Origin of the sequence: Ponticaulis koreensis DSM 19734, from assembly GCF_000420665.1 — a bacterium.
GTDB lineage: Bacteria > Pseudomonadota > Alphaproteobacteria > Caulobacterales > Hyphomonadaceae > Ponticaulis > Ponticaulis koreensis.
Window position 1 is genome coordinate 716668 of record NZ_ATVJ01000001.1, and the last position, 26216, is coordinate 742883.

The following is a 26216-nucleotide window of genomic DNA, read 5'->3' on the forward strand; positions in this document are numbered from 1 at the left end:
ACCGTCATACCTTATGGACGCTATCGAGGTAATGCCCGTGACACAACTTATTCGCTCAGTCGATTTGTCATCGGCTTTGTATGTGGTGGCAACACCAATTGGCAATCTCCGGGACATAACTTTACGCGCGCTCGATACGCTTACCGCCGTGGATGTGATTTACGCAGAAGACACCCGGCAGACACGGCGCCTGCTGGATGCCTATGGAATTAAAACTACCCTACGCACCTACCATGACCATAATGGGGCGCAGATGCGGCCTGTTATCATTGAGGCGCTGGAAAAAGGCGAACGCCTCGCCCTTGTTTCGGATGCGGGCACGCCGCTCATTTCAGACCCGGGCTTTAAACTGGTCCGCGATGTGCGCGAGGCAGGCTTTGATGTCATCCCCATTCCAGGCCCGTCCGCTTTAACCGCAGCCCTGAGCGCGGGTGGCCTACCCACCGACACCTTCACCTTTGCAGGCTTTCTGCCGGTGAAAACCGGTCAGCGCCTTGAGCGCCTCAAATCCTTTGCGGACCAGAAAACGACTTTGGTTCTCTATGAAAGCGGCAACCGGCTCGATGACACGGTTGCGGCAATCATCGAGGTGTTTGGCGCCGAAACCGAACTCGTTATGGCACGCGAGCTGACCAAAATGTTCGAAACCATAATTCATTCAGAGGCTGGTGCCTTTCTCAGTCAGCTCCAGGAAGACGGCCCGCCTAAAGGTGAGATCGTCCTGATGGTATCACTCACCGGTGAAGGGCAGGTGGAGGTCAGCGAAGAGGATATCGACGCTTATCTGATCGACCGTATGGCCAATCTTGGTGCTAAGGGCGCTGCCGCCGAAGCGTCAAAAAAGTTTGATCGTCCCAAGCGCGAACTTTACGCTCGCGCCGTATCCCTTCAGCACAAAGCGCGCGGTGACAACGGGTAATGGCGCAGAATAAGCGGCAGAAAGCAGAAGCTGCAGGCCGCTGGGCCGAACGCTATGCCTGTCTCATGCTCACGCTAAAGGGCTATAAAATCCTCGCAACACGGCAAAAGCTAGCAACCGGAGAGCTCGACATTGTCTGCCGAAAAGGCGGTCTTGTCGTCATTATCGAAGTGAAGAAGCGCGCCCGCCTCGATGATGCAAAAGAGGCCGTATCCATGCAAAACTGGGTCAGAATTGGCCGAGCCGCAGACCTCTGGCTGTCGCGCCATGGCGATCTTTACAATGCAGACCGGCGCTATGATCTGTTCGCAATCGCGCCCAGTTTAACCTTTTGCCACATTCGCGACGCATGGAGACCCGATTTTCCCCTAACTCATGGTTAAGAGACAATGAGTAAGTTGGAGTAGATTACTCAGGGAGACACACATGTCCGTTCGCGCCTTACTACTGGTTGCCTGCATACTGCCGCTCAGCGGATGTGTTGCCGGTGTTGTTGGCGCAGCTGGTGCCGTCGGGGTCGCAGCCGTTCAGGATCGCACGCTCGGTCAGAGCCTTGATGACGCAAACGCATCAAATGAATTGAAAGCCCGGCTGCTGGCCGCTGGCCCACGTCGCTATAACGAAGTCGATGTTGAAGTCGCCGGACGCGTGGCACTTCTGACAGGCCGCGTTGAAACCATAGAAGACCGCATGGAAGTCGAGCGCATCGCCTGGACCGTCGGTCTGATCGAAGATGTGGCTAATGAGATTCAGGTCCGTGAAGCCGGTGGCGTCCGCCAGAACCTCAATGATGAATGGATTACGGCTCGCGTCCGCACGCGCCTTTTCACCGATCAGGAAGTCAAAAGCGTCAACATCAATATCGAGACCTATGACGGCGTCGTTTATCTGATGGGCATTGCGCGGTCTTCTGACGAACTGCGCCAGATTGCAGAGCATGCAAGCGTTGTGAACGGCGTGCGTGAAGTGGTGTCTTATATCCAGATTCGCGAGCCGAATTCTGCCAGCCCGAACCGGGAGCAGAATTCCGGAAACAATGATCGATATGATCCGGACTCAGGGTTACTTGGAGGCCCGTCCAGCTAGGACCGTCCCGCCCGCTCAAGCAAACTTGCCAGCCTCAACCAGTAAAAGTACGCTGCGTTGAAAACGTGGCACTTTATGGCGGCGTTCGGGGGCGGGTATGATCATATTCATTTGTTTTCTGATGGCGTCTGTATCCGCAATCCTCGCCTATTGGATCGCTGGCCCGATCTGGATACGTGAACACGGCATCCGCGTTCAGGCCGGCGCCATCGATATCCGCCTGAGCGGCGAGATCGTGCTGATCGGTGCTGCGGCGCTTTTGTTGTATCTGATCGATTTCGTTTCAGATAAATCCAGCATCGCCGATCTGTTCAGTGAATATGGCCCGCTGCTCTGGCGAGTGTCGCCGTCGTCAGCGGAATCGTCATTCTCTACGGCATTTATACCGCCCTGACGGCGCCTGCTGGTAAAAAACGCCCGCTATTCTTCACCTATCTGGTCTATAACGCCTATTCGATCATCTTCTTTGTTGGAGGTCTTCTACTCGCGCTGATCATCGTCCAGCAGACGTATCGAGACGGTCAGAGCTTCGAAACCCGCGGCGCCGAAATCCTGTCATTCTTCGCACAGAACCCGAATTCTCCACGCGCACTTGAACTATCCTTTATCGATCTTCAAATCCTGCTTGGAAGGGTGGAGCTCTATATGGTGCCTGCCTTCATCTTCATGGCCGGTATTTTCGTGATCAATATCGTCATCCGCTACACCCCGATTTATGGCGTCTTCCGCGAAAGCGCCCGAAACATCACGCACGCGACCACGGCAGTTGGCGTGTTGACGGTGCTCGGCGTAGCAGGCTGGGTTTATGTTGACCAGTATGCCCGTCTGATCGATGATTTTCTCGCGCAGATGTATGTCATGCGAGAAGGCGTATTACCCGAAGACCCTGATTTTCTGGAACGCTATGGTACGATCTACCTTACGCTGGACGATCAAAAATCCATTCTGGGGTATATTGGCAGGCTCGCGAATGAATGGGGTGGACTTGCCGCTATACTTGGCGTCATGCAGTGGGTTGGACGCAAGATGATCAGCAAGAAATCGAAAACTTAAAGGACAGCGCGTATGAAAATGATGATATACGGCGTGCTGATCGTTCTTCTGCTGATCGTGCTTTATCTCGCGGTCGCGATTGGCAGCACCTACTTCAACCGCTCGATCAAGACGGTGTTCCGTAAATCCGATACTGCGCCTCAAACTCTGGCCTCGGCTGAACTCACCGTCATGACCTGGAATCTCGGCTATGCGGGGCTTGGCGAGGAATCCGACTTTAAAGCAGACGGCGGCGACATGCTTTTGCCGCCATCAGTGTCTGTAGTTGAGAAAAACCTTGCCGGCATTCAGGCAACGCTGACTGCCAATCCGGTAGATGTCTATCTGCTTCAGGAGACCGCAGCAGCCGGGCTTTTGACACGTGGCGTTGATGTACGCGCTGCTGTGGCAGACACGCTTTCGGACTGGACGATGTTTTTCTCCTCCGATATCGGCTCGCGCATGTTGCCAGAGCCTTTGCGTCTGGAACATGGGCCGTCCATGTTCACACGCCTCACCGATCAGCAACCAGAACTGGTACGCCTGCCGAGTGAACCTGAACCTATTATGGGCTTCATTCCGCGCCATTATCACATGCAGGTTTCTGAAGTTGAGGTCGCAGGCACGCCGTGGGCGGTCATCAATCTGCATCTGGCAGCCTTCGATGAGGGCGGGGACACACGAAACGAACAGCTACGCGCTGTGATCGACTTCGCCGAGCAGCTCCATGCAGAAGGCAAAAGCATCGTCATCGGCGGTGACTGGAATATGCGCCTGACGCAGACAGACTTCCCGTCCACATCGACTGAAGACGCACTATTCTGGATTCATGACTTCCCGCAGGAAGAACTTCCCGAAAGCTGGCATCTCGCCTTTGATGCGAACGTTCCGACCGTGCGCACAAATGAACGCCCGTTTCAGCCGGATGAGAACTACCGCACGATTATTGACGGCCTGCTCCTATCGCCCGACGTAGAACTGGTCGATGTTCGCGGTATTGATCTGGCATTTGAATATACAGACCATCAGCCCGCCGTTTATCGACTGCGTCGGCGCACCAATAGTGAATAACAAAACACCTGACAGATAAACTCACCATGAAGTGAGGCGTCTACTCTGGTGAAATGCCAGAGAAATACATATGTCTGTCGGCAGTTATGGAGACGCACCTATGAGCCTCAGAATTGCCATTCAGATGGACCCGATGGAAACCGTGGATATCAATGCAGATACCACTTTTGCCATGGCTGAGGCCGCAGAAAGCAGAGGCTATCAGGTCTGGACCTATCATCCGAACGACCTCTCCTGTCTGGACGGTCGCCTCTATGCAAAGGCACGCCGCACCAAGGTCCAGCGCGTTCCCGGCACGCCGGCTCTGTTTGAAGACTATGAACGCCTCGATCTGGAAGACGACGTCGATGTGGTTCTCATGCGTCAGGACCCGCCTTTCGATATGGCCTACATTACGGCGGCCCATCTTCTTGAGCTTCTCAAAGGCAAGACGCTCGTCCTGAACGACCCTGAATGGGTCCGCTCATCGCCTGAAAAACTCTTCCCGCTTCTGTTCCCGGGCCTGCTGCCGGAAACGCTGATCACCCGTAATCCGGACGAGATCGCAGCCTTCCGCGAAAAGCATGGCGATGTGATTATGAAGCCGCTTTACGGCAATGGAGGCGCGGGCGTTTTCAAAGTGAATGCGAAAGATTCCAATTATGGCTCCCTTCTGGAAATGTTCACCGAACGCAACCGCGAACCTTTCATCGTTCAGGCCTTCCTGAAGGACGTTTCAAAAGGTGATAAGCGCGTCATTCTGATTGATGGCGAACCGGCGGGCGCAATCAACCGCGTCCCAAAAGAAGGTGAAGCGCGGTCCAATCTGCACGTTGGCGGCACGGCGCATCCGGTGGACCTCACTGAAACCGATCTTGAAATTTGTCGCCGCATCGGACCGGCCCTCAAAGAGCGCGGACTTGTGCTCGTCGGCATCGATGTCATTGGAGATAAGCTAACCGAGATCAACGTTACCTCCCCGACAGGTGTTCAGGAGATGAAGCGGTTTACTGGCATTGATGCCGCGCAGCTCTTCTGGGATGCGGTGGATCGCAGACTTCAGTCGACCAGATAAGGCAGACGGCAGCTGGCATCGGTCACACGCAGGTCAGCTTCGCCAACATATATGCCGAGCTCTTCCAGAATATCGTTCACCAGAATGACCAGTGGGCGATAAAGAAGCGGCGTGCGGTTCAGATTGACGCCCAGTCCAGAGGATACTGTCTTCGTAGTACCAGCTTCGATTTCAGCTGCGGAAAACTCCACCTCGACAGTGTCGCCACCTGACAGATCGATCGTAATATCCCGGAGGTTTAACGGATTGAGAGTCAGAGTGGTTGGCGACGATTCCGCCTCTACGGTTACGGTTTGAACACTTCTTCGTGCATCACATTGAACGTCAGTTATACGTGCTGAGGCCGATCCAAGTTGCAATGACGTGTTGAGAAGATTCAGCCCGCTTCCAATATCCAGCTCGATATCAATCTGGCTGGACTCCATCTCGTCAAAACCGTCAGCGCCATGGTCCCAGTGAAGAAAACGGCCCGGATCACCAATATCAACACGCGCAGCAACGAAATCACCCAGAACCTCAAGGTCCGCTTCAGCCTGACTATCTCCGTTCGCGAGCGCCGCGGAAGCAAACAGCAATTCACCTGCTGAAATCATGAAGGCGCGTGTGGACGGAAGCTCTCCAATATCCAGTCCACCAGAACGGCCCAGATCCAGGATCTCGCTCAGCAAAAGGGTTCGTCTTGCCGCGCGCCCTGGTGGCTGAAGATTGAACGGGAGCGTTCCCGACAAATCAGAATACCGGATGGCAGATGTCACATCGCCCAGAGTTATCTCCGCTCCGAGAACCTCATTATATGTGAGCGCATCGAGATCCAGGTCGGTATTTATGATCTCCAGCGCCTGAAAAATATCGAGTTCGATATCCAGAAGCTGCTCATAATCGGCAACCGTAATCCGGCCATTATATCCGACTAGTGAATCCAGAAGCGCCGCAGGCAGACCGCCCTCAAGACGCAGAAGACGTGACCCCATCCAGAGTGATGCGCTACGCCTGAGCGTGGCCGTTGAATGAACCTGCAATGAGTTATCGTTCTGTACGAGCCCGCCCATAATGCGTTCTTCGATCGGGAAGGTGATTTCTACCCGAACGGCATTCCAGTTCACTTCGGATTCTTCAAACCTCTGATTGTGAGGAATTGTTTCGTCCTCGCGATAAATGCCAGTGACGAGACGCGCCTCAACACCCTCATCATCAAATCCCTGAAGATCGAGATGCGCCTGCAGCGCCGACACTTGTGGATTGGCGCTTTCAGACAACCTGAGCGCGGCCACGTCCGACGCAGACTGGTATTTTCGCTTATCCAGATAGGCGAGTCCAAGATTGGCCCCTACCGCAACAAGAACGCAGATAGCGCCCAGAAAGAGCGCTGTCAGGATGAGGGATGTTCCCCTGGTATCTCGCGAATACTCCCGGAATGACCTCATGTGGTCCGTTCCGAGATACTCTGGCGCACAGTGAATGTGTTCGCAGGCATAGGTATCAAGCCGCTAAACAGCTCTACCGGATGACCTGTGATATCGTAATTGATTTCAACAACCGTCGTTTCCGTGTCAGCATCATATGTTACATCGACAGCGACCTGATTGTTATCGATGAGGACATACTCTCTGCGAGCAACGGCCAGGTGCTCGGCGGCGAGCTCCTGCTTCTCGGAAGCAGAAAACCCGCCGATCGTCGCGCGCGTCACGTCCGCGCCGAGCTGCTGAAGACTTATCGCAGTTAGAAAGACCATGCCGTAACCGACAATTGCCGCGAGTATGAACATCAACACCGGGGCCACTAAGGCAAATTCAACCGCAGATGCCCCTTTTTTGTCATAAATGAAATGTCTCATAAAAAGTCACTTATAAAATAGCTCGATAATTACGCGCTAATGACTGAAAACATGACATAGGGCCGTAGCCAAACCGTTAACAAAACAGCCCGGATTTTTTGGATTTATCCACAGCTGATAACTTTTAGTTATTGTAATTATTTGTAATAGAAATGCCGAAATTTCATTTCTGCCAAGAATGCCGCTGATTTTATTCGTTTATTTTTGAACGCGTTCAAAAAAAGGTCAGTTTTATCTGACACTTGGCTTGTGTATTTCCGAGTCGCAACGTGGGACTAATCGTTAACAGCTTTGACGCGACAGCTTGTTCTGTTTCGGAACTAATTTGTTAATGGAAAATCCATTCGCGTTAACGATTCACTTTTGTTCTTGTATTGTTCGCGCATTCCTGTCTATCTTCAGTTGCAAGACAGGAGATCAGAATGGTCAGCCGGATTACTACTTTTGCATTTGATGGAATCGAAGCGCGACCAGTGGATGTTCAGGTGCAGCTCCTCGGAGGGCAGCCTCACTTCTCCATTGTAGGCCTTCCAGACAAGACGGTTGCCGAAAGCCGTGAACGCGTGCGCGCGGCATTTTCTTCTATCGGTCTCGCCCTTCCTCCCAAAAGAATTATTGTAAATCTGGCTCCAGCGGACCTTCCAAAGGAAGGAAGTCATTATGATCTGGCTATCGCTTTAGCTCTTTTAGTCTCCATCAACGCCGTTCCATCTGATGCCCTGGAGCGTATGGCTGCGATCGGCGAGCTGTCCCTGGACGGGCATTTGCAGCCGACCTATGGCGCGCTTCCAGCCGCAATCGGCGCTGAGGCTATGGGGCTTTCTTTGATATGTCCGGAGCTTTCCGGCGCAGAGGCGGCCTGGGGCGGCGGAAATGTGATCGCAATTGAAAGCCTTATGGCCTTCATCAATCACTGCGCAGGGCGCCTTCAGCTAAAACCACCCGAAGCCGGAAACACGAAAGCGCTGCCACCTCCGCCCGACCTTCGCGATGTGAAAGGTCAGGAAGGCGCAAAGCGCGCGCTGGAGATCGCGGCAGCAGGAGGGCACAATCTGGTTTTCTGCGGTCCGCCGGGATCGGGCAAGTCCATGCTTGCAACGCGCCTGCCGGGCTTATTGCCGGATCTCTCCCCGAAAGAGCTGTTAGAGATCAGCCAGATCCAATCCATCGCGGGCCTTTTAGAGCGCGGCGAGCTGTCCCGTCGCAGGCCGTATCGCGCACCGCACCATTCTGCCTCAATGGCCGCATTAGTCGGCGGCGGCGCCCGCGCGCGCCCGGGAGAGGTGTCTCTTGCGCACCACGGCGTTCTGTTTCTTGATGAATTGCCGGAATTTCCCGGCATTATGGAGCAAACTCACCAAATTTGGTGATTAGGCCAAAGCCGGTCAATTCTAAATAATTTCAACGGTATCATTAACCATCTGCTCAAATCCTGAAACCTCCAGCAATAGGAGGTAAAGAATTGAAACCAACAGATGCAATTGAAGCCCGCGTCGAAGCTCTGGAATGTCTGCTGACGATCCTGCTAACCAGACAGGCTATGATTGATGGAATTCCATCAACAGAGGCCGCACTGCTATTCAAAGCGGCCTACAGTGTCGCGGAAAAGAAGAGATCAGATAATGCCCTTCACGGTCTCGATAGGATGTTCGAGATCGTTATGAACTTCATCAAGGGCGACTAGCAGGAAACAGACCTAGCCAAACGTCAAAGACGAGCCAGCAAGCCACTGGCAAGGCCAGAACAGCCACTATGGCTAATATCCAGCGAAGGTCTTTCCATGACCATTGTGGAGTATAATCGGGCGCATCATTCCAGCCCATTATACTTTCGGCTTTCCATCGAACGGAGAATTCCATTTCAGCCTGCGATCTAAGTAATCAACCATAGATGGCGTGAGGAATTCAGTTTGTCCCATTGGTACAATCACGTACCCATTTGGAGATGTAATTTCTATGAAGGGCGTAAAGTCACAGACACCACTTTGACAAACAAATCCTTGTTTGGCGGCCTCGGCCATATACTGGCCTAGTGTGGGGTGACCGCCAAAGGGAAATGCCATTCAATCTAACCTTATGCAGCGGAAGCCATTTCTACCGCTAATTCAGGCAGCTTGAATCTGTCAATGGGGTGATCATTCTCAAGGCTCATCCACAAGTCGAAATATTCTTGTGGTGCAGCATCGATACCGCTTAAAGGGGTATCGTCTTGGCGACCATGACTTTTCTCAAGTTCCAACATCACGACGCACTCAAAGCGTTTCTTCAGGGTGTCGAAGTCGTTCGCTTGAACGCATATGTCGCGCTCAATAGCTTGCGCAACAAACACGTCACCTTCTTTAAAGGTCAGAACACGAAGTCCAAGTTGTGTTTGCATTATGCTCTCCCGTTTCACAGCGTGCGCTGATGCGCACAATTTCCACGAGTGTCAACTCATCCTGTGGAAATTATATTAACGAGAGAAGCACGTAAATGTTTCTTATGGCAAGCAAGAGTCACACTTTTGGTTTAAGATTCTTCACCTGAGTCAAGCATGGAGTCTGCCAATAAATCCAAACATTGCAGCATAAACGCAGCTGAAAATGTCCCGCGTGCTATTTTGTTTTCAAGGCCACGAGCCGTTATGTCAATTCCCGCGTCATTTAGCTTTTCGGAAAGCGTCGCATATTCTGTTCCAATGGCGTCGCGAAGCATTGCTTTCGCTTTCTCCTGATACTTAGCCTCAAGCTGTACCCGTTCCGCCTGACGCTCCTTACGGATTGGCGGCGCGCTTTTCGTCAGTGTCATGCTCACCTCTAAAAATCATCATTTATGGTGATATAACACTTGACCGGCCTATCTCAAAGCCTCATATTTAAATCACCAAAAACGGTGATTATGATGGCTCAACACTTTCTTCTCTCTCCAGCGGCTAAAACGCTCTCACTCGTTCAGGTTCTTCGTATGTCAGAAGAGGCCGCCCGTGAGGCGTTCCGTAAAGTTCGCTGGCCTGAGACAAATGGCGAGCCAGTTTGCCCTGCATGTGGTTGTGTCGATCACTACGACCTTAAAACCCGTAAAGTCTGGAAGTGCAAAGCCTGCTCTAAGCAGTTCTCTGAAACATCTGGCACAGTCTTCCATAGCCGCAAACTACAAATCCGCGATATTCTGGGCGCTATCGCAGTCTTTATAAATGGCGCTAAGGGCTACAGCGCTCTCCAGCTTTCCCGTGATCTTTGCGTCGATTACAAAACGGCTTTCGTGCTTCTGCATAAAGTCCGTGAAGCGATAGCTCAAGCCCGTGACGCTGGCGCTCTTAAGGGTGACGTAGAAATTGATGGCGCATATTTCGGCGGCTACGTTAAGCCTGCGAATAAACGTGAAGATCGCAAGGACCGTCGCAAGAAGATCAACCAGTCTGGCAAGCGTCAGGTTGTTATTGCGATCCGTGAACGTGGTGGCCGTACACTCACATTCGTTCGTAAGTCGGAAGCAGAGGGCGTTGCTCTGGCGTCGCAAACGATTGCGAAAGGCTCAACTGTACACGCTGATGAAGCTGCTCACTGGGACAAGCTCGCTGCTCGCTTTCCTACTAAGCGTATCAATCACCAGATTGCGTACAGCATGGAAGGCGCTTGCACGAACCAAGCGGAAAGCTTCTTCTCCCGCCTCCGTCGCGCCGAGATCGGCACGCATCACCATGTATCTGGCGATTACCTCGGCCTGTACGCGGAAGAAATGGCTTGGCGTGAAGACGCTCGCCGCAATTCAAACGGTGATCAGTACGCTATGGCTCTCAGTGCTGTCGGCATAGCTGGCAAGTCAGAGCGCATGTGTGGATACTGGCAATAAGAAAAGAGGCGAACGCCGTTCGCCTCTTTGTGATTACTAAATCAGATAAGAGCGCAAATGATCGCGCCCACGATCGGTGATGGCCAAGCCATCAGGAATGGACTTCAAGAACCCCTTCCTGATGAGGCTTGATGGGCCATTCCGGTGGCAATTAATGTTGCGAACACGTTGCTCCCACATCAATTCCATTGGCCTTGTTTGCGAGGGTTCGTAGTCCCGCGTTGTCAATCGAATCTGATTTGGGATTACATCAATCAATTCTCGATAAGTCGCCGCGCCATGTGGCAGTTCATCCAGAATTCGAAGAGTAGTTTGCGCAAGTTCGCGCTCGGTCGTAACCGTTTTCATACTTTCCCCTTGCATTAAGGGGGCAGAGGTGATTCTATCACCCCTGCCGGTTTATAGGTTGATCTAAAAGCCCGCATTAAGGCCGCGTCTCGTATCAGGAGCGCGGTCTTCGTCGTTTTAAGCTCGTCACGTGCTGCGCAGCATCACAACGCTAGAGCTAATCCGGTATCGTCATAACTACTCCTTTCTGCCTGAGGCGAATCTTGCCTCGAAAGTATCATTGCGAGGCATTGAGCAATGAGTCAAGCGCTTCTTGCTTGCATTTTGAGCAACTGAAGAAGTAAGTGTTGCATTTTTTGATAAACGGACATAAGAAGAACAAGCCTTTCCGGAGATTCTTTATGTCAAATTCACTTGAGGCCGAAAAATCCACTCGGCAATCCAGCCCAAGATTTCCGTTCATTTCGCTTGCAAAGGCAATCGAGAGACTCGAAGAGCTGCGACAAGCTGCAAATTTCGGCTATGCGCCGGTTGCTGAAGTTCGCAAGGTATGGGGATATGCACCTAAAAGTAGCGGCGGCGATCAAACTCATGCGGCGCTTCGCTATTACGGATTGATCGAAGAAACGGGCACTGGCGCTGCCCGAAGGGTTAAAATTTCCGACTTGGGGGCAAAATACCTCAGGGATGAACGTCCAGACGTCCAAGAAGAGTTGCGGCGGCAGATGGTTCAAATGCCAACGGCCATGAAAAAGCTCTGGGAATTGTGGAAGAAAGACATTCCTAGTGATGCTATTGCGCGCAGTATCTTGAAGAACGATCTTGGATACTCGGATACCGCAGCTAACCAAATATTATCTGTTTATCGTGACAATTTGGTGTATTTCTCGTCCCCATCTTCTGCTAAACTTCATCCTCAAAAGCAACCCATTGAGGAGCAACCCAATGACTTTAATGAACCGTTTACGCTTGACGTCAAGGTGGGGGATTGGGTCCAATACGCACCGGGTGGCGTTCTCCAGTTTGATAAGCCAAAAAAAGTCAGCTGGGTTGGTGACGGTTACTGCCGAGTGGAGGGCAGTATGACGGGACTTCCTCTTGCCGACATCGAGTCGGCCAAGCAATCTGTTAATGAGCTAAATGAGGAGCCAAAATCAGAAGATCCACCTTGGGAGGTTCTTCTGAGCGGCAAGCGCTTGCAGATTACAGCAGATGTAGACCGAAAAAGCCTGCAAAAACTCAAGCAAGTTCTTAACAAGTACGAAGAGATTTTGGACCTGATGGGAGATTAATCCGCCACTCGCCACAGCTTATAAGGCCCGTTAGCGTCGTGATTTGTGGTCTGGCCGCACCCTTCAATCAGGCCTTGATTGACGCAAGTCTTTATACAGGCACCGATACGCTTCCTTATTGTATTGAGCGTTGCTTCATCGGCAGACAGGCCACGATCCTTTACCCACAGTTCGGTAATCTGGCGCGAGGTCATAGGCTCTGGCGACTCCCTCAGAGTGTTCAGCACAAAGCGTTTCACTGAACCCTTCTCGGCCCTGTGCTTGGTCACGTACTGCTTTATTTGGTACGTGTCCGCGTTTGGATCAAAGAGCCGGATAGCAGCGTCGAGGTGGTCTATATCGCACGTGAGTTTCTTGATCTCCGCTTTGTATTTTTCGCGAAGGTCCATAAGCTCTTTGTGTTTGGCGACTAGGCCAGATACCGTGTTAGGGCGTTCGTATTTAGTATCATTTTGCATGGGGCGATTATCACCAAAAACGGTGATAAATCAATCACCAAATTTGGTGAGTTTGCTCCATAATGCCGGAATTTCCAACACAGGTTCTGGAGGCGCTACGCCAACCACTCGAAACCGGCGATGCGGTGATTTCCCGCGCCAACCGTCACGTCAGATACCCGGCCCGCTTCCAGTTGATCGGCGCGATGAATCCGTGCCGGTGCGGCGGCGGTCCGGCAGAAGGCAATTGCCGTAAAAAGCCGAAATGCCTGCAGGATTATCAGGGGCGGTTATCAGGCCCCTTCCTCGACAGGATTGATCTCTTCTGTGACGTTCCACCTGTTACCGTCGCCGATCTTAATCTGCCACCACCTGTAGAGGGCACTAAAGAAGTAGCAGCCCGTGTTCTAAAAGCACGCCGCATTCAGGCTGAACGGTTTGCAGACATGGAGCATGACACCCGCGCGGTAAATGCCGACCTCTCCTCAAAGCAGATTGAAGAGGTTTGTGTTCTGGATGATGCCAGCCGGAAACTTCTAACCGATGCAGCTGAGCGGTTCTCCCTGTCCGCCCGCGCGTATCACCGCGTTCTGAAACTTGCCCGCACGATTACTGATCTTGATGGCGAACGAAATATTGCCCGCCATCATCTGGCTGAGGCACTGACCTATAGATGGCGTGATCCTGCTGTTTCGTCGCTTTTAACGGCGTAATCATATCTCTGTGCGAGAACCTGTTTCGGGATATCCGATCGGGACAAGAGAGATATGAGCGAAGCTGAAACGCAACCAATCGAGCAGCGCTTTCTGGCATCAGTCAGCCACGAAATCAGAACGCCTCTGAACGGTATTCTGGGCATGGCCTCTCTTCTGGCCGAGACCGAGCTCACGCCTGCGCAAGCTGATTATGTCTCTGCCATTCGCCGAAGCGGCGCGCGTCTGCTCGATCTCCTCAATAATGTGCTCGACTATGCGCGCATGGATGCAGCGGGCGTTGAGCTTGAAACAGCTGAAACCGATATTCGCGGTCTGGCGCAGGATGTGGTGGAGCTTCTCAGCCCGCGCGCGCACGAAAAGGGCATTGATGTCTGCGTCCGCGGGGCAGGCGATCTTCCTGAGAAGGTGGTTCTGGATGATGGCCGTGTCCGGCAGATCCTGTTCAACATTGTCGGCAACGCGATCAAATTTACCGAAAAGGGCGGCGTACTCGTTGATCTTTCAACGCTGAAAGACAAAGAACTCTGCATCGATATCATTGATTCTGGTCCCGGCCTGACCGATGAAGCGCAGGCGCGCCTGTTCAATGCGTTCGAACAGGCAGAAGCTGGCCATCGCGGCATTGATGGCGGCGTGGGCCTTGGTCTCACCATTGTGAACCACCTGGTCGAAGCCATGAATGGCAGCGTGACGATTACCAGCGCGCCGGGCATTGGCGCCCGTTTCAGAATTCTTCTGCCGCTCAACATTGCTGCCGAGGCCAGACCGGCCGAACGCGCAGGCCAGCCAAAGCGCATCGGCCTTGCAGGCATGTCCACGCCGCTAATGCTGTCTCTTGCTTCGATGGCGGATGCCGCGGGCCACACCATTCTTACCGAAGCAGACGGCAACGAGGTTGATATCTGGCTGGCTGATGCCCGCCTTCCACCAAGTGAACTGAAACGCCTCGGAAACTCGGCACCTGTCATTGCCCTGATCCGCCCGGAAGACCGCGATCACATTGAAAACCTTCGCGCCAATGGATGCGCGGGGTATCTGATGCGTCCGGTGCGTGAGACTTCGCTTATGGAACGCCTCGCGGTTTCAGGCAGCGCCGCAGAGCAAGAGGCCACCGAACAAACAAGCCAGTTCGAGACAGGCCGGATCCTGATCGCTGACGACAATGCGGTGAACGCGCTTCTGGCGACGCGAGTTCTTGAAAAAGCAGGCCATGCCTGTACGACGGCCGCCACCGGCGCCGAAGCGCTCGAAGCGGTCCAGTTCTCTCATTTTGATGTCATTCTCATGGACCTTCGTATGCCCGTCATGGACGGTTATGAAGCAATGAGACAAATCAGAGCCCTGCCCGGCGCTGAAAAAAATAACACTCCGATCATTGCGATTTCTGCTGAAATCAATCCAGATGTTGAAAAAGCCGCGAAAGCCGCGGGTGCAGATGCCGTCGCGGCCAAACCGCTCGACGCCCATACGCTCCGCTCGATCGTGGACCGCTGGACTGACAGGCAGAAGGCGCAGACATGAGCGATTCCATCACACGCAAGCAAAGCTTTCGCGAGAATATTCGCATCTATATGAAGCCGAAAATGCTGGCCATGCTTGCACTCGGGTTTGCCTCTGGATTGCCATTGATGATGGTGTTCCAGAAGTTATCTTTCTGGCTTCGTGAGGTCGGCATTGACCGGTCTACCATTACATTCATGTACTGGATCACCATTGCCTACACGCTGAAATGGCTCTGGTCTCCTGTTGTTGACCGGATCACACTTCCGGTTATCGGCAAGGCGATGGGCCAACGTCGCTCATGGATGATTGTCGCCATTGCAGGCACGATTGTTGGCCTGATGACGATTGGCCAGTCCAACCCTGTCGATGCCCTCTGGGTGACATTGGTGGGCGCGACTATTCTGGCCTATTCCGGCGCCACGCTTGATATCGCGATTGATGCCTGGCGTATCGAAATAGGCGAAACCTCCGAGCAGGGCCACCTGGCCGCCGTGTATCAGCTCGGATACCGGTTTGCGATCATGTTTTCAGGCGCAGGTCTGGCGATTGCGGAATACTATCCATGGTCCGTCTCCTTTGCTGTGATGGCAGGCGCCATGGCGGTTTCAGGCATGATCGTGATCTTTTTCATTGCAGAACCACATCATGCGGCCCGCATTAAACGTGAAGCCAAAGCGCTGCACCGTGCCGTTGCAGATGCGATTGTCGAACCATTCAGCCAACTGGTTAAACGCCTTGGCTGGTGGATTTTGCCCGTCGCAGCTCTCGTAGCCCTCTATCGTCTGCCAGACTTCACCATGGGCGTCATGGCCAGCCCGCTTTATGCCGATCTTGGCTATTCAAAGGTCGTTGTTGGCGGGTTTCAGAGCGGTGTCGGACCTTGGCTCCTCATCGCAGGCGCATTCCTCGGTGGATTCTCTGTAGCGGCATTCGGAACAATGCGAACACTGCTCATTGGCGCGCCGCTGACATTCATCACGACCGCCGCTTACGCGGGCCTTGCAAGCCTTGGCGCGCCGGACATGGCCGATGTTATCCGTGAAGCCAATAATGGTGAGCTGATAGGTGTTACACCGCCGCCAAATATCTATCTGATACTGGCGATCGGAGCGGATAACATTGCGGGCGGCTTTGTTGGAACGGCCTTCATTGCCTATCTGTCAAACCTCACAGATCCGAAGAATGCGGCAACCCAGTATGCGTGTCTCAGCTCGCTTTATGCTTTTTTCTGTAAATTTATTGCAGGGTTTTCCGGCACGATTTCGGAAGCCATCGGATATGCGGGCGTCTTCCTGTTATCAGCAGCTTATGCCATTCCGGCCGCAGCACTGATCATCTTCATTCTCTGGCGCGGTACGATTGCCGCGAAAGGCGAGCAGTCCTTTGATGAGAACACAGTGGATGATGATCCCGAAGCACTCGCGACCGAACCGGCTTCCAAACCCGCCGCTACATAAGAAAAAAGCCCGGCCATAAAGCCGGGCTTTCTTTTATCTGTGAGGTAAACGCTTACTGGGCTTTCAGCGCCGCGTGAGCGTCTTTCTCGTTCACATCATAGGCAGAAATCGTCGCCATGTTCACAATGTCGGAGACGGTAGCGCCGAGCGAACAGATCTGAATAGACTCTTTCAGGCCCATGAGCATCGGACCAAGAACCGTCGCGCCGCCAATACTGCCGAGCAGGGACGTTGCGATGCTGGCCGAGTGAATAGCTGGCATAACAAGCACGTTTGCAGGGCCCGTCAGGCGCATGAACGGATAAGAACGCTTCGCCATAGGGTTCAGCGCAACACCGGCTTGCATTTCGCCTTCATATTCGAAGTCGATGTCGTCGCGTGCATCAAGCAGAGCCACAGCTTCACGGACTTTCTCAGCGCGTTCGCCGAGCGGGCTGCCGAATGTGGAGTAAGAGAGGAACGCGACACGCGGCGTCGCACCAAGACGACGTGCTGCGTGCGCTGCTTCTACAGCAATGTCAGCAAGCTGCTGCGCATCCGGAAGTTCGACAATGTTTGTGTCGGCGATGAAGAGCGTCTGACCTTTGCTGACAACCACTGACATACCCATCACCGGATCATGTTCGACTTTGTCGATCACCAGACGCACATCTGACAGAGCTGACTCATAGCTACGGGTCACACCCGTCACCATGCCGTCTGCATCACCAAGCGCGACCATACATGAGCCGAATACGTTACGATCATTGTTGACGAGACGTTGAACGTCACGCTGCAGATAGCCTTTACGCTTCAGGCGCTCATACAGGTAATCGAAATAGTCCGGGTTACGGTCAGAAAGCGCCGCATTGACGATTTCGAGCGCGTCTTCCGGAACACCAACCTGTTTCATAGTGCGGCGAACACGTTCTTCGCGACCGATAAGGATCGCCTTACCGAGTTCCTGATTTTCAAAGCTGAAGGCCGCACGAATAACCGCTGGCTCTTCACCCTCTGCGAACACGATACGCTTTGGTTCTTCTGTACGAACCGCGCCCTGAATGCGCTGCAGGAAGGATGCTGTCGGGTCCAGGCGACGCGCAAGCTCTTCCTTGTAAGCGTCCATGTCTTCAATATTCTTGCGCGCAACGCCTGTATCCATCGCAGCCTGTGCAACGAATGGCGGAATGTAAGAGATAAGACGCGGGTCAAACGGAACCGGAATAATGTATTCAGGGCCGAATGTCGGGCGCGCACCGTGATAGGCCGCAGCAACCTCGTCAGGCACATCTTCACGTGCAAGCTGAGCAAGCGCGCGCGCGCAAGCGACTTTCATTTCCTCATTGATCGTGCGAGCACGCACATCGAGCGCGCCGCGGAAGATGTAAGGGAAACCGAGCACGTTATTGACCTGGTTGGGATAGTCCGAACGACCGGTCGCAACAATCGCGTCGCCGCGCACTTCGCGAATTTCTTCCGGGCGGATTTCCGGATCAGGGTTCGCCATAGCGAAGATGATCGGGTTTGCCGCCATGGACTTGATCATGTCTTTGTTGACCGCACCCTTAACAGAGAGACCCAGGAGACAATCGGCGCCTTCCATGGCTTCAGTCAGTGTGCGCTTGTCAGTCTCAACCGCAAAGCCGGACTTGAACTGGTCCATGCCTTCCTGACGGCCCTTGTAGATCACGCCGTTACGGTCGCACATCAGAATGTTCTCAGCCTTCACGCCAAGATGGCGTATAAGACCTGCGCAGGACAGGCCCGCCGCGCCTGCACCCGAAATCGCGACCTTGACGTCTTCAAGTTTGCGGCCTGTGATCTCACACGCATTGATCAGACCGGCTGCGGCGATAATCGCTGTACCGTGCTGGTCATCGTGGAAAACGGGAATGTCGAGCTCTTCGCGAAGACGGGACTCAATGATGAAACATTCCGGGGACGCGATGTCCTCCAGATTGATGCCACCAAATGTCGGGCCGATATTGCGGACCGTTGTGATAAACTCTTCGATCTCTTTCGTCGTCACTTCCACGTCGATGGAGTCAACGTCAGCAAAGCGCTTGAAGAGAACCGACTTACCTTCCATCACCGGCTTGGAGGCCATCGGGCCAAGATCACCCAGACCGAGGATAGCCGTACCGTTGGAAATCACGGCGACCATATTGCCTTTGGCGGTGTAATCATATGCGAGGTCTTCATCTTCTGCGATCGCCAGAACCGGCACCGCAACACCCGGCGAATACGCAAGCGAAAGATCGCGCTGTGTGGCCATTGGTTTCGTCGCGATGACGGACAATTTTCCTGGCACCGGGTATTTGTGAAACGCTAAGGCTTCTTCGTCGGTGAAGGACGGACGTTGATTACTCATTTGAATGGCGTTCCCTGCTCGCACTATATTATGAATTGTGTGTAGAACTCTGCGTAGGCGGTAACAACTCCCTACTTTGGTATTTCAGGCCTACACGTTCAGATTTTTTGACTTGATGCGCGAATTTTCTCATGTGACGTCAGATCATGTCCAACGCCGTAACGCCTTTCATGGCGCAATACCTCGAAATCAAATCCCGAAACCCGGATACAATGCTGTTTTTTCGGATGGGGGACTTTTACGAACTCTTCTTCGAAGACGCAGAGCTTGCGGCTGACGTGCTGGACATTACGCTGACCAAACGTGGCCAGCACAATGGCGATCCGATCCCGATGGCGGGTGTTCCTCATCACTCTGCAGAACCCTATCTTGCCCGTCTGATCCGCGCCGGACATCGCGTTGCTATTTGCGAACAGACAGAAACACCTGCTGAAGCAAAAAAGCGCGGCTCAAAAGCCGTCGTGAACCGGGACATTGTACGAATAGTCACCCCGGGCACACTGACAGAAGACACGCTGCTCGAAGCGCGCTCAGGAAACTTCCTGGCAGCGATTTGCGCTGACGAAACGCTGGGAACCTGCGGCGTCGCGCTGTGCGATATTTCCACCGGCCAGTTCATTCTGTTCAAAGTCTCGACGGCTGAGCTCATTGCGCGCCTTTCCGGCTATCGCCCGAACGAACTTGTCATGAGCGAGGCGCTTAAATATTCGCCTGAAATGACCGCCGCGCTTGAAGCCGCGCCAGTGCCGGTCACAACGTTCCAGACCCGCTCGGCAAGCGCCAAAGGCGGGGCTGAAGCTCTGAAAGAAGCCTTTAACCTGTCTTCAGTTGATGGGCTTGGCCAGTTTGAAGACCTGCATTTGTCTGCTGCGGGGCTTCTCCTTGGTTATATCGAGCTGACACAGGCTGGCCTTCCACCTGAGCTTGACTATCCCGTGCTCGCGAGCGGCGATGTCCATCTCATGCTGGACGAGACAACACGCCATGCGCTGGAAATCGACCGCACCCAGACCGGCGCGCGAAAAGGCTCGCTTCTTCATACAATTGACCGCACGCTGTCAGCAGGCGGCGCACGTCTTCTGGCGGATCAGGTCTCGCGGCCACTCACCGCACACACCGCCATTGAAGCGCGCCTTGATGGCATTCAGCTGCTTCTGGAAAATAGTGAACTTCGTGAAGATCTGCGCGAAGAGATGAAAGGCCTGCCCGATCTGGAGCGGGCACGTTCACGCCTGCGTCTTGGCCGCGCGACACCCGTTGATCTGAAATCCATTCGCATCGGCCTTGAAACCTCAGCGCGCGTGCTTTCTCTTCTCGAAGAGACCGACCTGTCTGCAGCACCAATCATCGCCAGTGCGGCAAGCGACCTCGCCGGGACGCTGGCTTCGGGCCTGACGGTGCTTGGCGCGCAGATTTCCTCCATTCTTGTCGATGATCCTCCGGCTATAATGTCTGATGGCGGGTTTGTGCGATCTGGCGCGAATGAAGACCTCGACCGACTGCGTACGCTGCGCGATGACAGCCGTAAAATCATTGCTGGGCTTGAAGCAAAATATCAGCAGGACACTGGCATTTCGGCCATCCGTATCAAGTTCAATGCAATGCTGGGCTATTTCCTCGAAGTCCCGGCAAAACATGTCGAACCTTTTGAGGCGCTGGAAAATGCCAGCCTATTCCACCGTCGCCAGGGCCTGGCCAACGCCACGCGCTATTCGACCGAAGAACTGGCTAATATCGCCCGAGAGATCGATAGCGCCACCACCGATGCCAAAGCGCTGGAACTTAAGCTGTTTGCTGAGCTTGTGAACGCCGTGCTTAAACAATCTGACGCAATCCGTCAGGCCGCCATCGCATTGTCGCAACTGGATGTTTCAGCCGCGGGCGCTGAATGGGCGGATGAGTTTTCTGCCTGCCGACCACAGATTTTTGACGATAAACGCCTTCATGTAACGGATGGCCGCCACCCTGTTGTTGAAGCGGCGCTCCGCAAAACCGGAAACGGATTTGTCTCAAACTCGCTCAATCTCGGAAACGGCGCAGACAAAGACACACGCCTTCAGATCATCACCGGCCCGAACATGGCCGGTAAATCAACCTTTCTTCGCCAGACCGCTCTTCTGGTCATTCTGGCCCAGGCCGGCTGGTATGTGCCTGCCCGCGAAATGCAGATCGGCATTGTTGATCGCGTCTTTTCCCGCGTTGGCGCGTCTGATGATCTCGCCCGCGGCAAGTCGACCTTCATGGTGGAAATGCTGGAAACTGCGAGCATCCTCAATCAGGCCAGTGACCGTGCACTGGTCATTCTGGACGAGGTCGGCCGTGGCACGTCTACTTATGACGGCCTCGCCATCGCGTGGTCCTGTGTGGAGTATCTTCACGATACTGTTCGTTGCAGAGGCCTGTTCGCGACCCATTATCACGAGCTGACAAAGCTCGCGACACGCCTGCCATTTGCCGGAAACCTGTCGCTGCGCGCCCGCGAATGGCGCGGCGATCTCATTTTTCTGCATGAAGTTCAGGATGGGCCGGCAGACAAGTCTTATGGCGTTCAGGTTGCCCGCCTTGCTGGCCTGCCAAAGCTTGCGGTTCAGCGTGCTAAACAGGTACTCGATCAGTTGGAAACGGTTCAGGAACGCGGCGTTCCGTCCGATGACCTTCCGCTTTTTAGCTTCTCCGAGGAAGGTCCCGCAGCCATAGCGGACACACCGTCCGACGAAAATGCGCCCGAGAGTGACGCCATGAACGCGCTCGCCGAAATCGATCCGGACGAGATGAGCCCGAAAGAGGCGCTCGATGCTCTATATCATTTGAAGGGTCTTATGCGGCAGTAATCTTCTAAAGCGCTGGCAAAACACCCTGAAATCGCGATAGAAGCACCTCATGCCGACACTTCCTCTCAGTAAGACCGAAATTGCAAACCAGTCCAAGCCTTTCGGAGGCGCGCCAAAACCCTGGCGGATCGACTCGGTCATCGAAACACGCAAGCTCAAAGTCCAGCTGGAAGCTGCCGCGCTCGATCATCTGCCGCAGGATAAAGAACTGCGTGACCGCGCGATGGACCTTCTGCACGGCGCATTGTTCCGCGGACGCATGATTGCTCAGGAACGCCTGAATGCCGGTATTGATGGCCTTGACGTGGCGCGCATGCTGGCCGCCGTTCAGAATGAAGTGATCGCCACGCTCTACTGGTTTACCACCACAATTGTTTACGGCGACTCCAACCGCACAGAAGGCGAAAAGCTCGCTGTGCTGGCCGTTGGCGGTTATGGCCGCAACGTGCTTGCGCCATCATCTGACATCGACCTCCTCTTCCTGCGAAATTACAAGCAGACGCCATGGGCTGAGAGCGTCATCGAGTACATGCTTTACATGATGTGGGATATGGGCCTGAAAGTCGGCAATGCCTTCCGCAATGTAGATGAATGCATCCGTCTCGCCAAAGAAGACCTCAACACAGAAACCGCCCTTCTTGACGCCCGCTATATTTGCGGCGACGAGCAGATTTATGAGAATCTGCGCAAGCGTTATCATGATGATCTGATCAAAGGCCGTGCAAGCCAATTCATTGCTGCCAAACTGGATGAGCGCGATAAACGCCACAAAAAGCAAGGTGATAGCCGTTACGTCGTGGAGCCAAATGTCAAAGAAGGCAAAGGCGGACTGCGTGATCTGCAAACCCTGTTCTGGCTGGTACGCCATGCCTATGGCGGTTCAACACTGGAAGACATTCTGGCCCAGCGCGAGGTCTTCACCGAAGACGAAGCCCAGGCTTTCCGCGATGCCGGTCGTTTCCTGTGGACCGTGCGCTGCCACATCCACTATCTGACAGGCCGTCCGGAAGAACGCCTCAGTTTTGACCTTCAGCCTGAAATTGCCTCACGCATGGGGTTTGAAGACGAAGGTGAGCGCATGGGCGTCGAGCGCTTCATGAAGCGTTATTTCCTTGAGGCAAAAACAGTTGGGTCCCTTACCCGCATTCTGTGTGCGCGCCTTGAAGCCGACCAGCAAAAAGCAAAACCGAACCTTTTGCACTTCCTGCCCTTCACACAAGGGCCGAAAATCTCCGAAGACGGGTTCGTCATGGATGCCGGTCGCCTCAACGTCGAGGACGAAACCTTTTTCCAGCAAAAACCGGTCGAAATGCTTCGCCTTTTCAAGCTGGCCGAGGACAATAATGTCGACATTCACCCGCGTGCGCTGTCGGCTGTTACGCGTTCGCTTGAATGCTTTAACGAAACACACCGGACCGATCCTGAGGCGGCTCAGCTTTTCATCGACCTGCTGATTAATACGTCAGACCCTGGCCCGATCATGCGAATGATGAACGAAGCCGATGTTCTGGGCACTATGGTACCGGAATTTGGCGATATCGTCGCGCAAACCCAGTTCAATATGTATCACCACTTCACCGTGGACGAGCATACACTGCGCGCCATTGATGCGCTGGCAGAAATGGAACGCGGCGACGATAAAGGCCTCTTCCCGCTCGGTCATGAACTCTTCCCGCTCCTGAAACATAAGCGCGCGCTTTACCTCGCCATGTTGCTGCATGACACAGGCAAAGGCCTTGGAGACCAGCAGGTTGAAGGCGAAAAGACAGCTATGGCGGCCTCCAAACGTCTTGGCGTGGGTGAATCCGAGTGTGAGCTGATTGGCTGGCTGGTACGCAACCACCTTGAAATGAGCGATTGCGCGCAGAAACGTGATATTTCTGACCCGCGAACCGTGACTCAGTTTGCAGAGCGTGTTGGCTCTCTTGAACGCCTGCGTCTTCTGCTCATTCTGACGGTTGCCGATATTCGCGCGGTTGGCCCTGATGTCTGGAATGGCTGGAAAGGCCAGCTCCTCAAGGAACTTTACGAACTAACGGAAGCTGCACTCGGTCAGGACGATGTGGAAGAGACCCATGTCGTATCCGATCTCAACGCACGAGCGGAAAAGGCGCGCAAAGCACTCATTTCCCGCAAGGGCGAGCTACCAGAGCTCATGTCCCAGATGGAAGCTGGCTACTGGACCAGCCAGATACCGGACGAACTCGACTGGCAGCATGACCTTCTAACAAATGCGGGTGCTGAAACCATTGTGGAGTGCAAAGTCACACCGCAAACATCCAGCGTGGAGCTGATGGTCGCGACAACCGACCGGACCGGTCTGTTTTCTGATATTGTCGGCGCACTTGTAAACGAAGAAGCCCACATTGCTGCGGCGCAGATTTACACTGGCAGTGAGGGCGGCGTGCTCGACCTCTTTGTCCTGCAGGATGAAGATGGGCGCATGTTCGGCCTTGGCGAAAGCCCACGTCTGAAACGGTTGCAGAAGAAAGTTATGGACGCGGTCCTCAAGGGTGTCAGCGATGTCCGTGAGCGCAAATCCATAAATGCCCGCCGCGAAGCCGCCTTTGTCGTTGAACCGGACGTCATTTTCGACAACTCCGGCTCCGCCGAATACACAATTATCGAAGTCACCGGCAAAGAACGTGCGGCACTTCTGTACGATCTGGCACGGACGCTGGCGAATAAAGAGCTGAAGCTCCATTCTGCCCACGCAGGGGCTTATGGCGAACGTATTCACGACACGTTTTATGTGCAGACTGCCGCAGGCGATAAGCTGACCGAACAAACACTGGTCGACGCGCTCGCAACGGATCTTCTGGATGTACTCGGCGCAGACGAACAGAACGCGCCGCGCACACCGGCACATACACTGGCGCAGGCTCGTTCAGCAGACAGTTTCTGATACAGCCATTAGCTTGGCTCACGGGGGATTATTTGAGTCTGGTTCGTAACACGCTCGTACAATCGAGCCTGACACTGGTGAGCCGTGCGCTCGGCTTCACGCGGGACGTGCTTCTTGCCGCCAGAATTGGTGCGGGTCCAATCGGTGATGCGTGGACAACCGCGTTGATGTTCCCGAACCTGTTCCGCCGTATTTTTGCTGAAGGCGCGTTTGCGTCAGCTTTTGTTCCATCCTATTCGCGCACACTTGAGGCTGAAGGGCCGGAGGCTGCTGCCAAAGTGGCTGAAGAGGCGATGCGCGTACTTTTCGCGATTACCGCAGCACTTACCATTCTGGCCCAGTTCGCAATGCCGTGGCTCCTGCTTCTGGTGCATGGCGGACAGGCAGACGATACTGAGAATTTCAATCTGGCGATCCTCTTAACGCGCATCACCATGCCGTATCTGACCTGCATGTCGATTGCGGCGCTTCTCTCAGGCGTTCTGAACTCAAGCGGCCGGTTTTTCCTTTCGGCCTTTGTACCCACACTTTTGAATATCTGCCTTATCGGCGCAGCTTTTGTCAGCACGTCTCCGGATGTGACGGCGAAAGCGGCAGCGGTGGCGACCCTGCTCGCCGGTATCCTGCAAATGCTGCTCCTCTATTGGGGTGTACGCCGCCAGAATGTGCGCCTGTCTATGATTGGCCTTCCGCGCATTACGCCCGGCGTCAAAAAGGTCATGGCACTGGCCCTGCCCGGGACGATTGCGGCGAGCGGCACACAGATCAACATTATCGTCAGCCAGTCTCTGGCGAGCTTTGAGGTCGGCGCGAAGACATGGCTTTACTACGCTGACCGTCTCTACCAGCTGCCTCTTGGTTTGGTGGGTGTAGCTGTCGGCGTTGCGATCCTGCCGCGCCTGTCACGTGCTGCCCGTTCCGAAGACACAAAAACGAGCCGCGCGACAATGGATGAAGGCATTGGTCTTGCGCTCGCGCTCACGCTCCCCGCTGCAGCAGCGCTCGGCGTTGCTCCGGGCTTCCTGATTGAAGGCTTCTTTACACGCGGCGCCTTCCTGACCTCAGATGCCAATAATGCAGGCCTCGCGCTTATGCATTATGCCTGGGGCGTTCCGGCGTTTGTTCTGATCAAAGTGCTAGCCCCTGCCTATTTCGCGCACGAAGATACCAAAACGCCGATGGCATTCGCGCTCTGGTCAGTCGTGATTAACACCGTGCTGGGCGCTGGCCTTTTCTTCTGGCTGCAATCAAACGGCGCTTATGGTTTCCCGGGCCTTGCAATCGCCACCAGTGTTGCAGCCTGGATCAATGTGATCTTCCTGTTCAGCGGACTGATCAAGCGCAGCTGGTACACGCCCGGCCCGCGTCTGGTATCGCGCCTCGTGCGCGCCCTGCTGGCAACAATGATGATGGCTGTCGTGCTCGTTGCCGTGCTTCATTATCGCGCGCTGATCGAAACGCACATTTACGATAGCAAACTCGTCGTCACCATGATCTTCATTCTGTTTGGCATGATGACTTACGCAATTTCAGCAATAATCACAGGCGCAGTTCGTATCTCTGACCTAAAAGGGCTGGTGCGACGCCGCGCTGTCGAGTAGATGACCCGCC

General features: G+C 54.1%; 23 protein-coding genes and 1 pseudogene. 17 read left to right on the forward strand and 7 right to left on the reverse strand.

Annotated elements, in window-relative coordinates; translation table 11 throughout:
- The first annotated feature begins 37 nt into the window (after window positions 1-37).
- The 7 genes from rsmI (at window position 38) to gshB (ending at window position 5162) form a co-directional block, all read left to right on the forward strand.
- Entirely contained in the window at window positions 38-919 is an 882-nt protein-coding gene (rsmI, locus tag G523_RS0103845) for a 16S rRNA (cytidine(1402)-2'-O)-methyltransferase (protein WP_233347256.1), read from the forward strand.
- Window positions 919-1302 carry a YraN family protein gene (locus G523_RS0103850; protein ID WP_022693710.1) on the forward strand — a complete coding sequence of 128 codons (384 nt, stop codon included), beginning with the start codon at window positions 919-921 and terminating at the stop codon, window positions 1300-1302. Before rsmI ends, G523_RS0103850 begins: the two co-directional genes overlap by 1 nt.
- A 43-nt stretch (window positions 1303-1345) precedes the next feature.
- Window positions 1346-2005 carry a BON domain-containing protein gene (locus tag G523_RS17840; RefSeq protein WP_022693711.1) on the forward strand — a complete coding sequence of 220 codons (660 nt, stop codon included), beginning with the start codon at window positions 1346-1348 and terminating at the stop codon, window positions 2003-2005.
- A gap of 97 nt (window positions 2006-2102) precedes the next feature.
- A complete protein-coding gene (locus G523_RS0103860; protein WP_022693712.1) occupies window positions 2103-2399 on the forward strand; it encodes a hypothetical protein in 297 nt (98 codons plus the stop codon).
- A 251-nt stretch (window positions 2400-2650) separates the two neighbouring features.
- Window positions 2651-3058 carry a hypothetical protein gene (locus G523_RS0103865; protein ID WP_022693713.1) on the forward strand — a complete coding sequence of 136 codons (408 nt, stop codon included), beginning with the start codon at window positions 2651-2653 and terminating at the stop codon, window positions 3056-3058.
- Window positions 3059-3070: 12 nt separating this feature from the next.
- On the forward strand, window positions 3071-4108 hold the full coding sequence (locus tag G523_RS0103870) for an endonuclease/exonuclease/phosphatase family protein (protein ID WP_022693714.1): 1038 nt from the start codon (window positions 3071-3073) through the stop codon (window positions 4106-4108).
- 100 nt (window positions 4109-4208) lie between these two features.
- Window positions 4209-5162 (forward strand): glutathione synthase, encoded by a 954-nt coding sequence (gene gshB / locus G523_RS0103875; protein WP_027441432.1) that lies wholly within the window; start codon window positions 4209-4211, stop codon window positions 5160-5162.
- On the opposite strand, the gene G523_RS0103880 is transcribed toward gshB, so the two are convergent.
- Window positions 5147-6586 (reverse strand): pilus assembly protein TadG-related protein, encoded by a 1440-nt coding sequence (locus tag G523_RS0103880; protein ID WP_022693716.1) that lies wholly within the window; start codon window positions 6584-6586, stop codon window positions 5147-5149. The genes gshB and G523_RS0103880 overlap by 16 nt on opposite strands.
- Window positions 6583-6996 carry a TadE/TadG family type IV pilus assembly protein gene (locus G523_RS0103885; RefSeq protein WP_022693717.1) on the reverse strand — a complete coding sequence of 138 codons (414 nt, stop codon included), beginning with the start codon at window positions 6994-6996 and terminating at the stop codon, window positions 6583-6585. Before G523_RS0103885 ends, G523_RS0103880 begins: the two co-directional genes overlap by 4 nt.
- 422 nt (window positions 6997-7418) lie before the next feature.
- Here G523_RS0103885 and G523_RS17845 point away from each other — a divergent pair.
- Window positions 7419-8330 (forward strand): annotated as a pseudogene (locus tag G523_RS17845) (YifB family Mg chelatase-like AAA ATPase); the annotation flags it as partial.
- A 128-nt stretch (window positions 8331-8458) separates the two neighbouring features.
- Complete coding sequence (locus G523_RS0103895) at window positions 8459-8680, forward strand: hypothetical protein (RefSeq protein ID WP_022693719.1); 222 nt, start codon at window positions 8459-8461, stop codon at window positions 8678-8680.
- A gap of 389 nt (window positions 8681-9069) precedes the next feature.
- Here G523_RS0103895 and G523_RS0103900 read toward each other — a convergent pair whose 3' ends face one another.
- Both G523_RS0103900 and G523_RS17850 read right to left on the reverse strand, forming a co-directional pair.
- Entirely contained in the window at window positions 9070-9372 is a 303-nt protein-coding gene (locus tag G523_RS0103900; protein ID WP_022693720.1) for a hypothetical protein, read from the reverse strand.
- Window positions 9373-9503: 131 nt separating this feature from the next.
- A complete protein-coding gene (locus G523_RS17850; protein WP_022693721.1) occupies window positions 9504-9782 on the reverse strand; it encodes a DUF6471 domain-containing protein in 279 nt (92 codons plus the stop codon).
- Between the two features lie 93 nt (window positions 9783-9875).
- Between G523_RS17850 and G523_RS0103910 the strand changes: the two genes are divergently transcribed.
- Window positions 9876-10826 (forward strand): IS1595 family transposase, encoded by a 951-nt coding sequence (locus G523_RS0103910; RefSeq protein ID WP_027441433.1) that lies wholly within the window; start codon window positions 9876-9878, stop codon window positions 10824-10826.
- A 36-nt stretch (window positions 10827-10862) separates the two neighbouring features.
- On the opposite strand, the gene G523_RS0103915 is transcribed toward G523_RS0103910, so the two are convergent.
- Complete coding sequence (locus G523_RS0103915) at window positions 10863-11174, reverse strand: hypothetical protein (RefSeq protein ID WP_155802578.1); 312 nt, start codon at window positions 11172-11174, stop codon at window positions 10863-10865.
- 341 nt (window positions 11175-11515) lie between these two features.
- Here G523_RS0103915 and G523_RS0103920 point away from each other — a divergent pair, with 341 nt between their 5' ends.
- Window positions 11516-12406, forward strand: a complete 891-nt coding sequence (locus G523_RS0103920; protein WP_022693724.1) for a hypothetical protein — start codon at window positions 11516-11518, stop codon at window positions 12404-12406.
- On the opposite strand, the gene G523_RS0103925 is transcribed toward G523_RS0103920, so the two are convergent.
- The gene (locus G523_RS0103925) at window positions 12403-12864 is read right to left on the reverse strand and encodes a hypothetical protein (protein ID WP_022693725.1); all 462 of its coding nucleotides are present in this window, start codon (window positions 12862-12864) and stop codon (window positions 12403-12405) included. The two genes, G523_RS0103920 and G523_RS0103925, sit on opposite strands and share 4 nt — an antisense overlap.
- A 62-nt stretch (window positions 12865-12926) precedes the next feature.
- Here G523_RS0103925 and G523_RS17855 point away from each other — a divergent pair, with 62 nt between their 5' ends.
- The 3 genes from G523_RS17855 to G523_RS17865 are packed head-to-tail and all read left to right on the forward strand — an operon-like array spanning window position 12927 to window position 16519.
- Window positions 12927-13556, forward strand: a complete 630-nt coding sequence (locus tag G523_RS17855) for an ATP-binding protein (protein ID WP_022693726.1) — start codon at window positions 12927-12929, stop codon at window positions 13554-13556.
- Between the two features lie 54 nt (window positions 13557-13610).
- A complete protein-coding gene (locus tag G523_RS17860) occupies window positions 13611-15080 on the forward strand; it encodes a response regulator (protein ID WP_022693727.1) in 1470 nt (489 codons plus the stop codon).
- Complete coding sequence (locus G523_RS17865; protein WP_022693728.1) at window positions 15077-16519, forward strand: AmpG family muropeptide MFS transporter; 1443 nt, start codon at window positions 15077-15079, stop codon at window positions 16517-16519. The genes G523_RS17860 and G523_RS17865 overlap by 4 nt, the downstream gene beginning before the upstream one ends.
- Window positions 16520-16571: 52 nt before the next feature.
- Here the strand turns inward: G523_RS17865 and G523_RS0103945 are convergent, their stop codons facing one another.
- Window positions 16572-18869 (reverse strand): NADP-dependent malic enzyme, encoded by a 2298-nt coding sequence (locus G523_RS0103945; RefSeq protein WP_022693729.1) that lies wholly within the window; start codon window positions 18867-18869, stop codon window positions 16572-16574.
- A gap of 146 nt (window positions 18870-19015) precedes the next feature.
- On the opposite strand from G523_RS0103945, the gene mutS reads away from it, so the two are divergent.
- The 3 genes from mutS to murJ are packed head-to-tail and all read left to right on the forward strand — an operon-like array spanning window position 19016 to window position 26206.
- Window positions 19016-21700: a DNA mismatch repair protein MutS gene (mutS, locus tag G523_RS0103950; protein ID WP_022693730.1), complete on the forward strand. Its 2685-nt coding sequence runs from the start codon at window positions 19016-19018 to the stop codon at window positions 21698-21700.
- Between the two features lie 49 nt (window positions 21701-21749).
- Complete coding sequence (locus G523_RS0103955; protein WP_022693731.1) at window positions 21750-24605, forward strand: [protein-PII] uridylyltransferase; 2856 nt, start codon at window positions 21750-21752, stop codon at window positions 24603-24605.
- 32 nt (window positions 24606-24637) lie between these two features.
- Complete coding sequence (gene murJ / locus G523_RS0103960) at window positions 24638-26206, forward strand: murein biosynthesis integral membrane protein MurJ (protein WP_022693732.1); 1569 nt, start codon at window positions 24638-24640, stop codon at window positions 26204-26206.
- Window positions 26207-26216 lie beyond the last annotated feature (10 nt).

Coding starts and splice junctions, on each gene's coding strand:
- G523_RS0103850 (WP_022693710.1), top strand. CDS start 919: ATGGCGCAGAATAAGCGGCAGAAAGCAGAAGCTGCAGGCCGCTGGGCC.
- G523_RS17840 (WP_022693711.1), top strand. CDS start 1,346: ATGTCCGTTCGCGCCTTACTACTGGTTGCCTGCATACTGCCGCTCAGC.
- G523_RS0103860 (WP_022693712.1), top strand. CDS start 2,103: ATGATCATATTCATTTGTTTTCTGATGGCGTCTGTATCCGCAATCCTC.
- G523_RS0103865 (WP_022693713.1), top strand. CDS start 2,651: ATGGTGCCTGCCTTCATCTTCATGGCCGGTATTTTCGTGATCAATATC.
- G523_RS0103870 (WP_022693714.1), top strand. CDS start 3,071: ATGAAAATGATGATATACGGCGTGCTGATCGTTCTTCTGCTGATCGTG.
- gshB (WP_027441432.1), top strand. CDS start 4,209: ATGAGCCTCAGAATTGCCATTCAGATGGACCCGATGGAAACCGTGGAT.
- G523_RS0103880 (WP_022693716.1), bottom strand. CDS start 6,586: ATGAGGTCATTCCGGGAGTATTCGCGAGATACCAGGGGAACATCCCTC.
- G523_RS0103885 (WP_022693717.1), bottom strand. CDS start 6,996: ATGAGACATTTCATTTATGACAAAAAAGGGGCATCTGCGGTTGAATTT.
- G523_RS0103900 (WP_022693720.1), bottom strand. CDS start 9,372: ATGCAAACACAACTTGGACTTCGTGTTCTGACCTTTAAAGAAGGTGAC.
- G523_RS17850 (WP_022693721.1), bottom strand. CDS start 9,782: ATGACACTGACGAAAAGCGCGCCGCCAATCCGTAAGGAGCGTCAGGCG.
- G523_RS0103910 (WP_027441433.1), top strand. CDS start 9,876: ATGGCTCAACACTTTCTTCTCTCTCCAGCGGCTAAAACGCTCTCACTC.
- G523_RS0103915 (WP_155802578.1), bottom strand. CDS start 11,174: ATGAAAACGGTTACGACCGAGCGCGAACTTGCGCAAACTACTCTTCGA.
- G523_RS0103920 (WP_022693724.1), top strand. CDS start 11,516: ATGTCAAATTCACTTGAGGCCGAAAAATCCACTCGGCAATCCAGCCCA.
- G523_RS0103925 (WP_022693725.1), bottom strand. CDS start 12,864: ATGCAAAATGATACTAAATACGAACGCCCTAACACGGTATCTGGCCTA.
- G523_RS17855 (WP_022693726.1), top strand. CDS start 12,927: ATGCCGGAATTTCCAACACAGGTTCTGGAGGCGCTACGCCAACCACTC.
- G523_RS17860 (WP_022693727.1), top strand. CDS start 13,611: ATGAGCGAAGCTGAAACGCAACCAATCGAGCAGCGCTTTCTGGCATCA.
- G523_RS17865 (WP_022693728.1), top strand. CDS start 15,077: ATGAGCGATTCCATCACACGCAAGCAAAGCTTTCGCGAGAATATTCGC.
- G523_RS0103945 (WP_022693729.1), bottom strand. CDS start 18,869: ATGAGTAATCAACGTCCGTCCTTCACCGACGAAGAAGCCTTAGCGTTT.
- mutS (WP_022693730.1), top strand. CDS start 19,016: ATGTCCAACGCCGTAACGCCTTTCATGGCGCAATACCTCGAAATCAAA.
- G523_RS0103955 (WP_022693731.1), top strand. CDS start 21,750: ATGCCGACACTTCCTCTCAGTAAGACCGAAATTGCAAACCAGTCCAAG.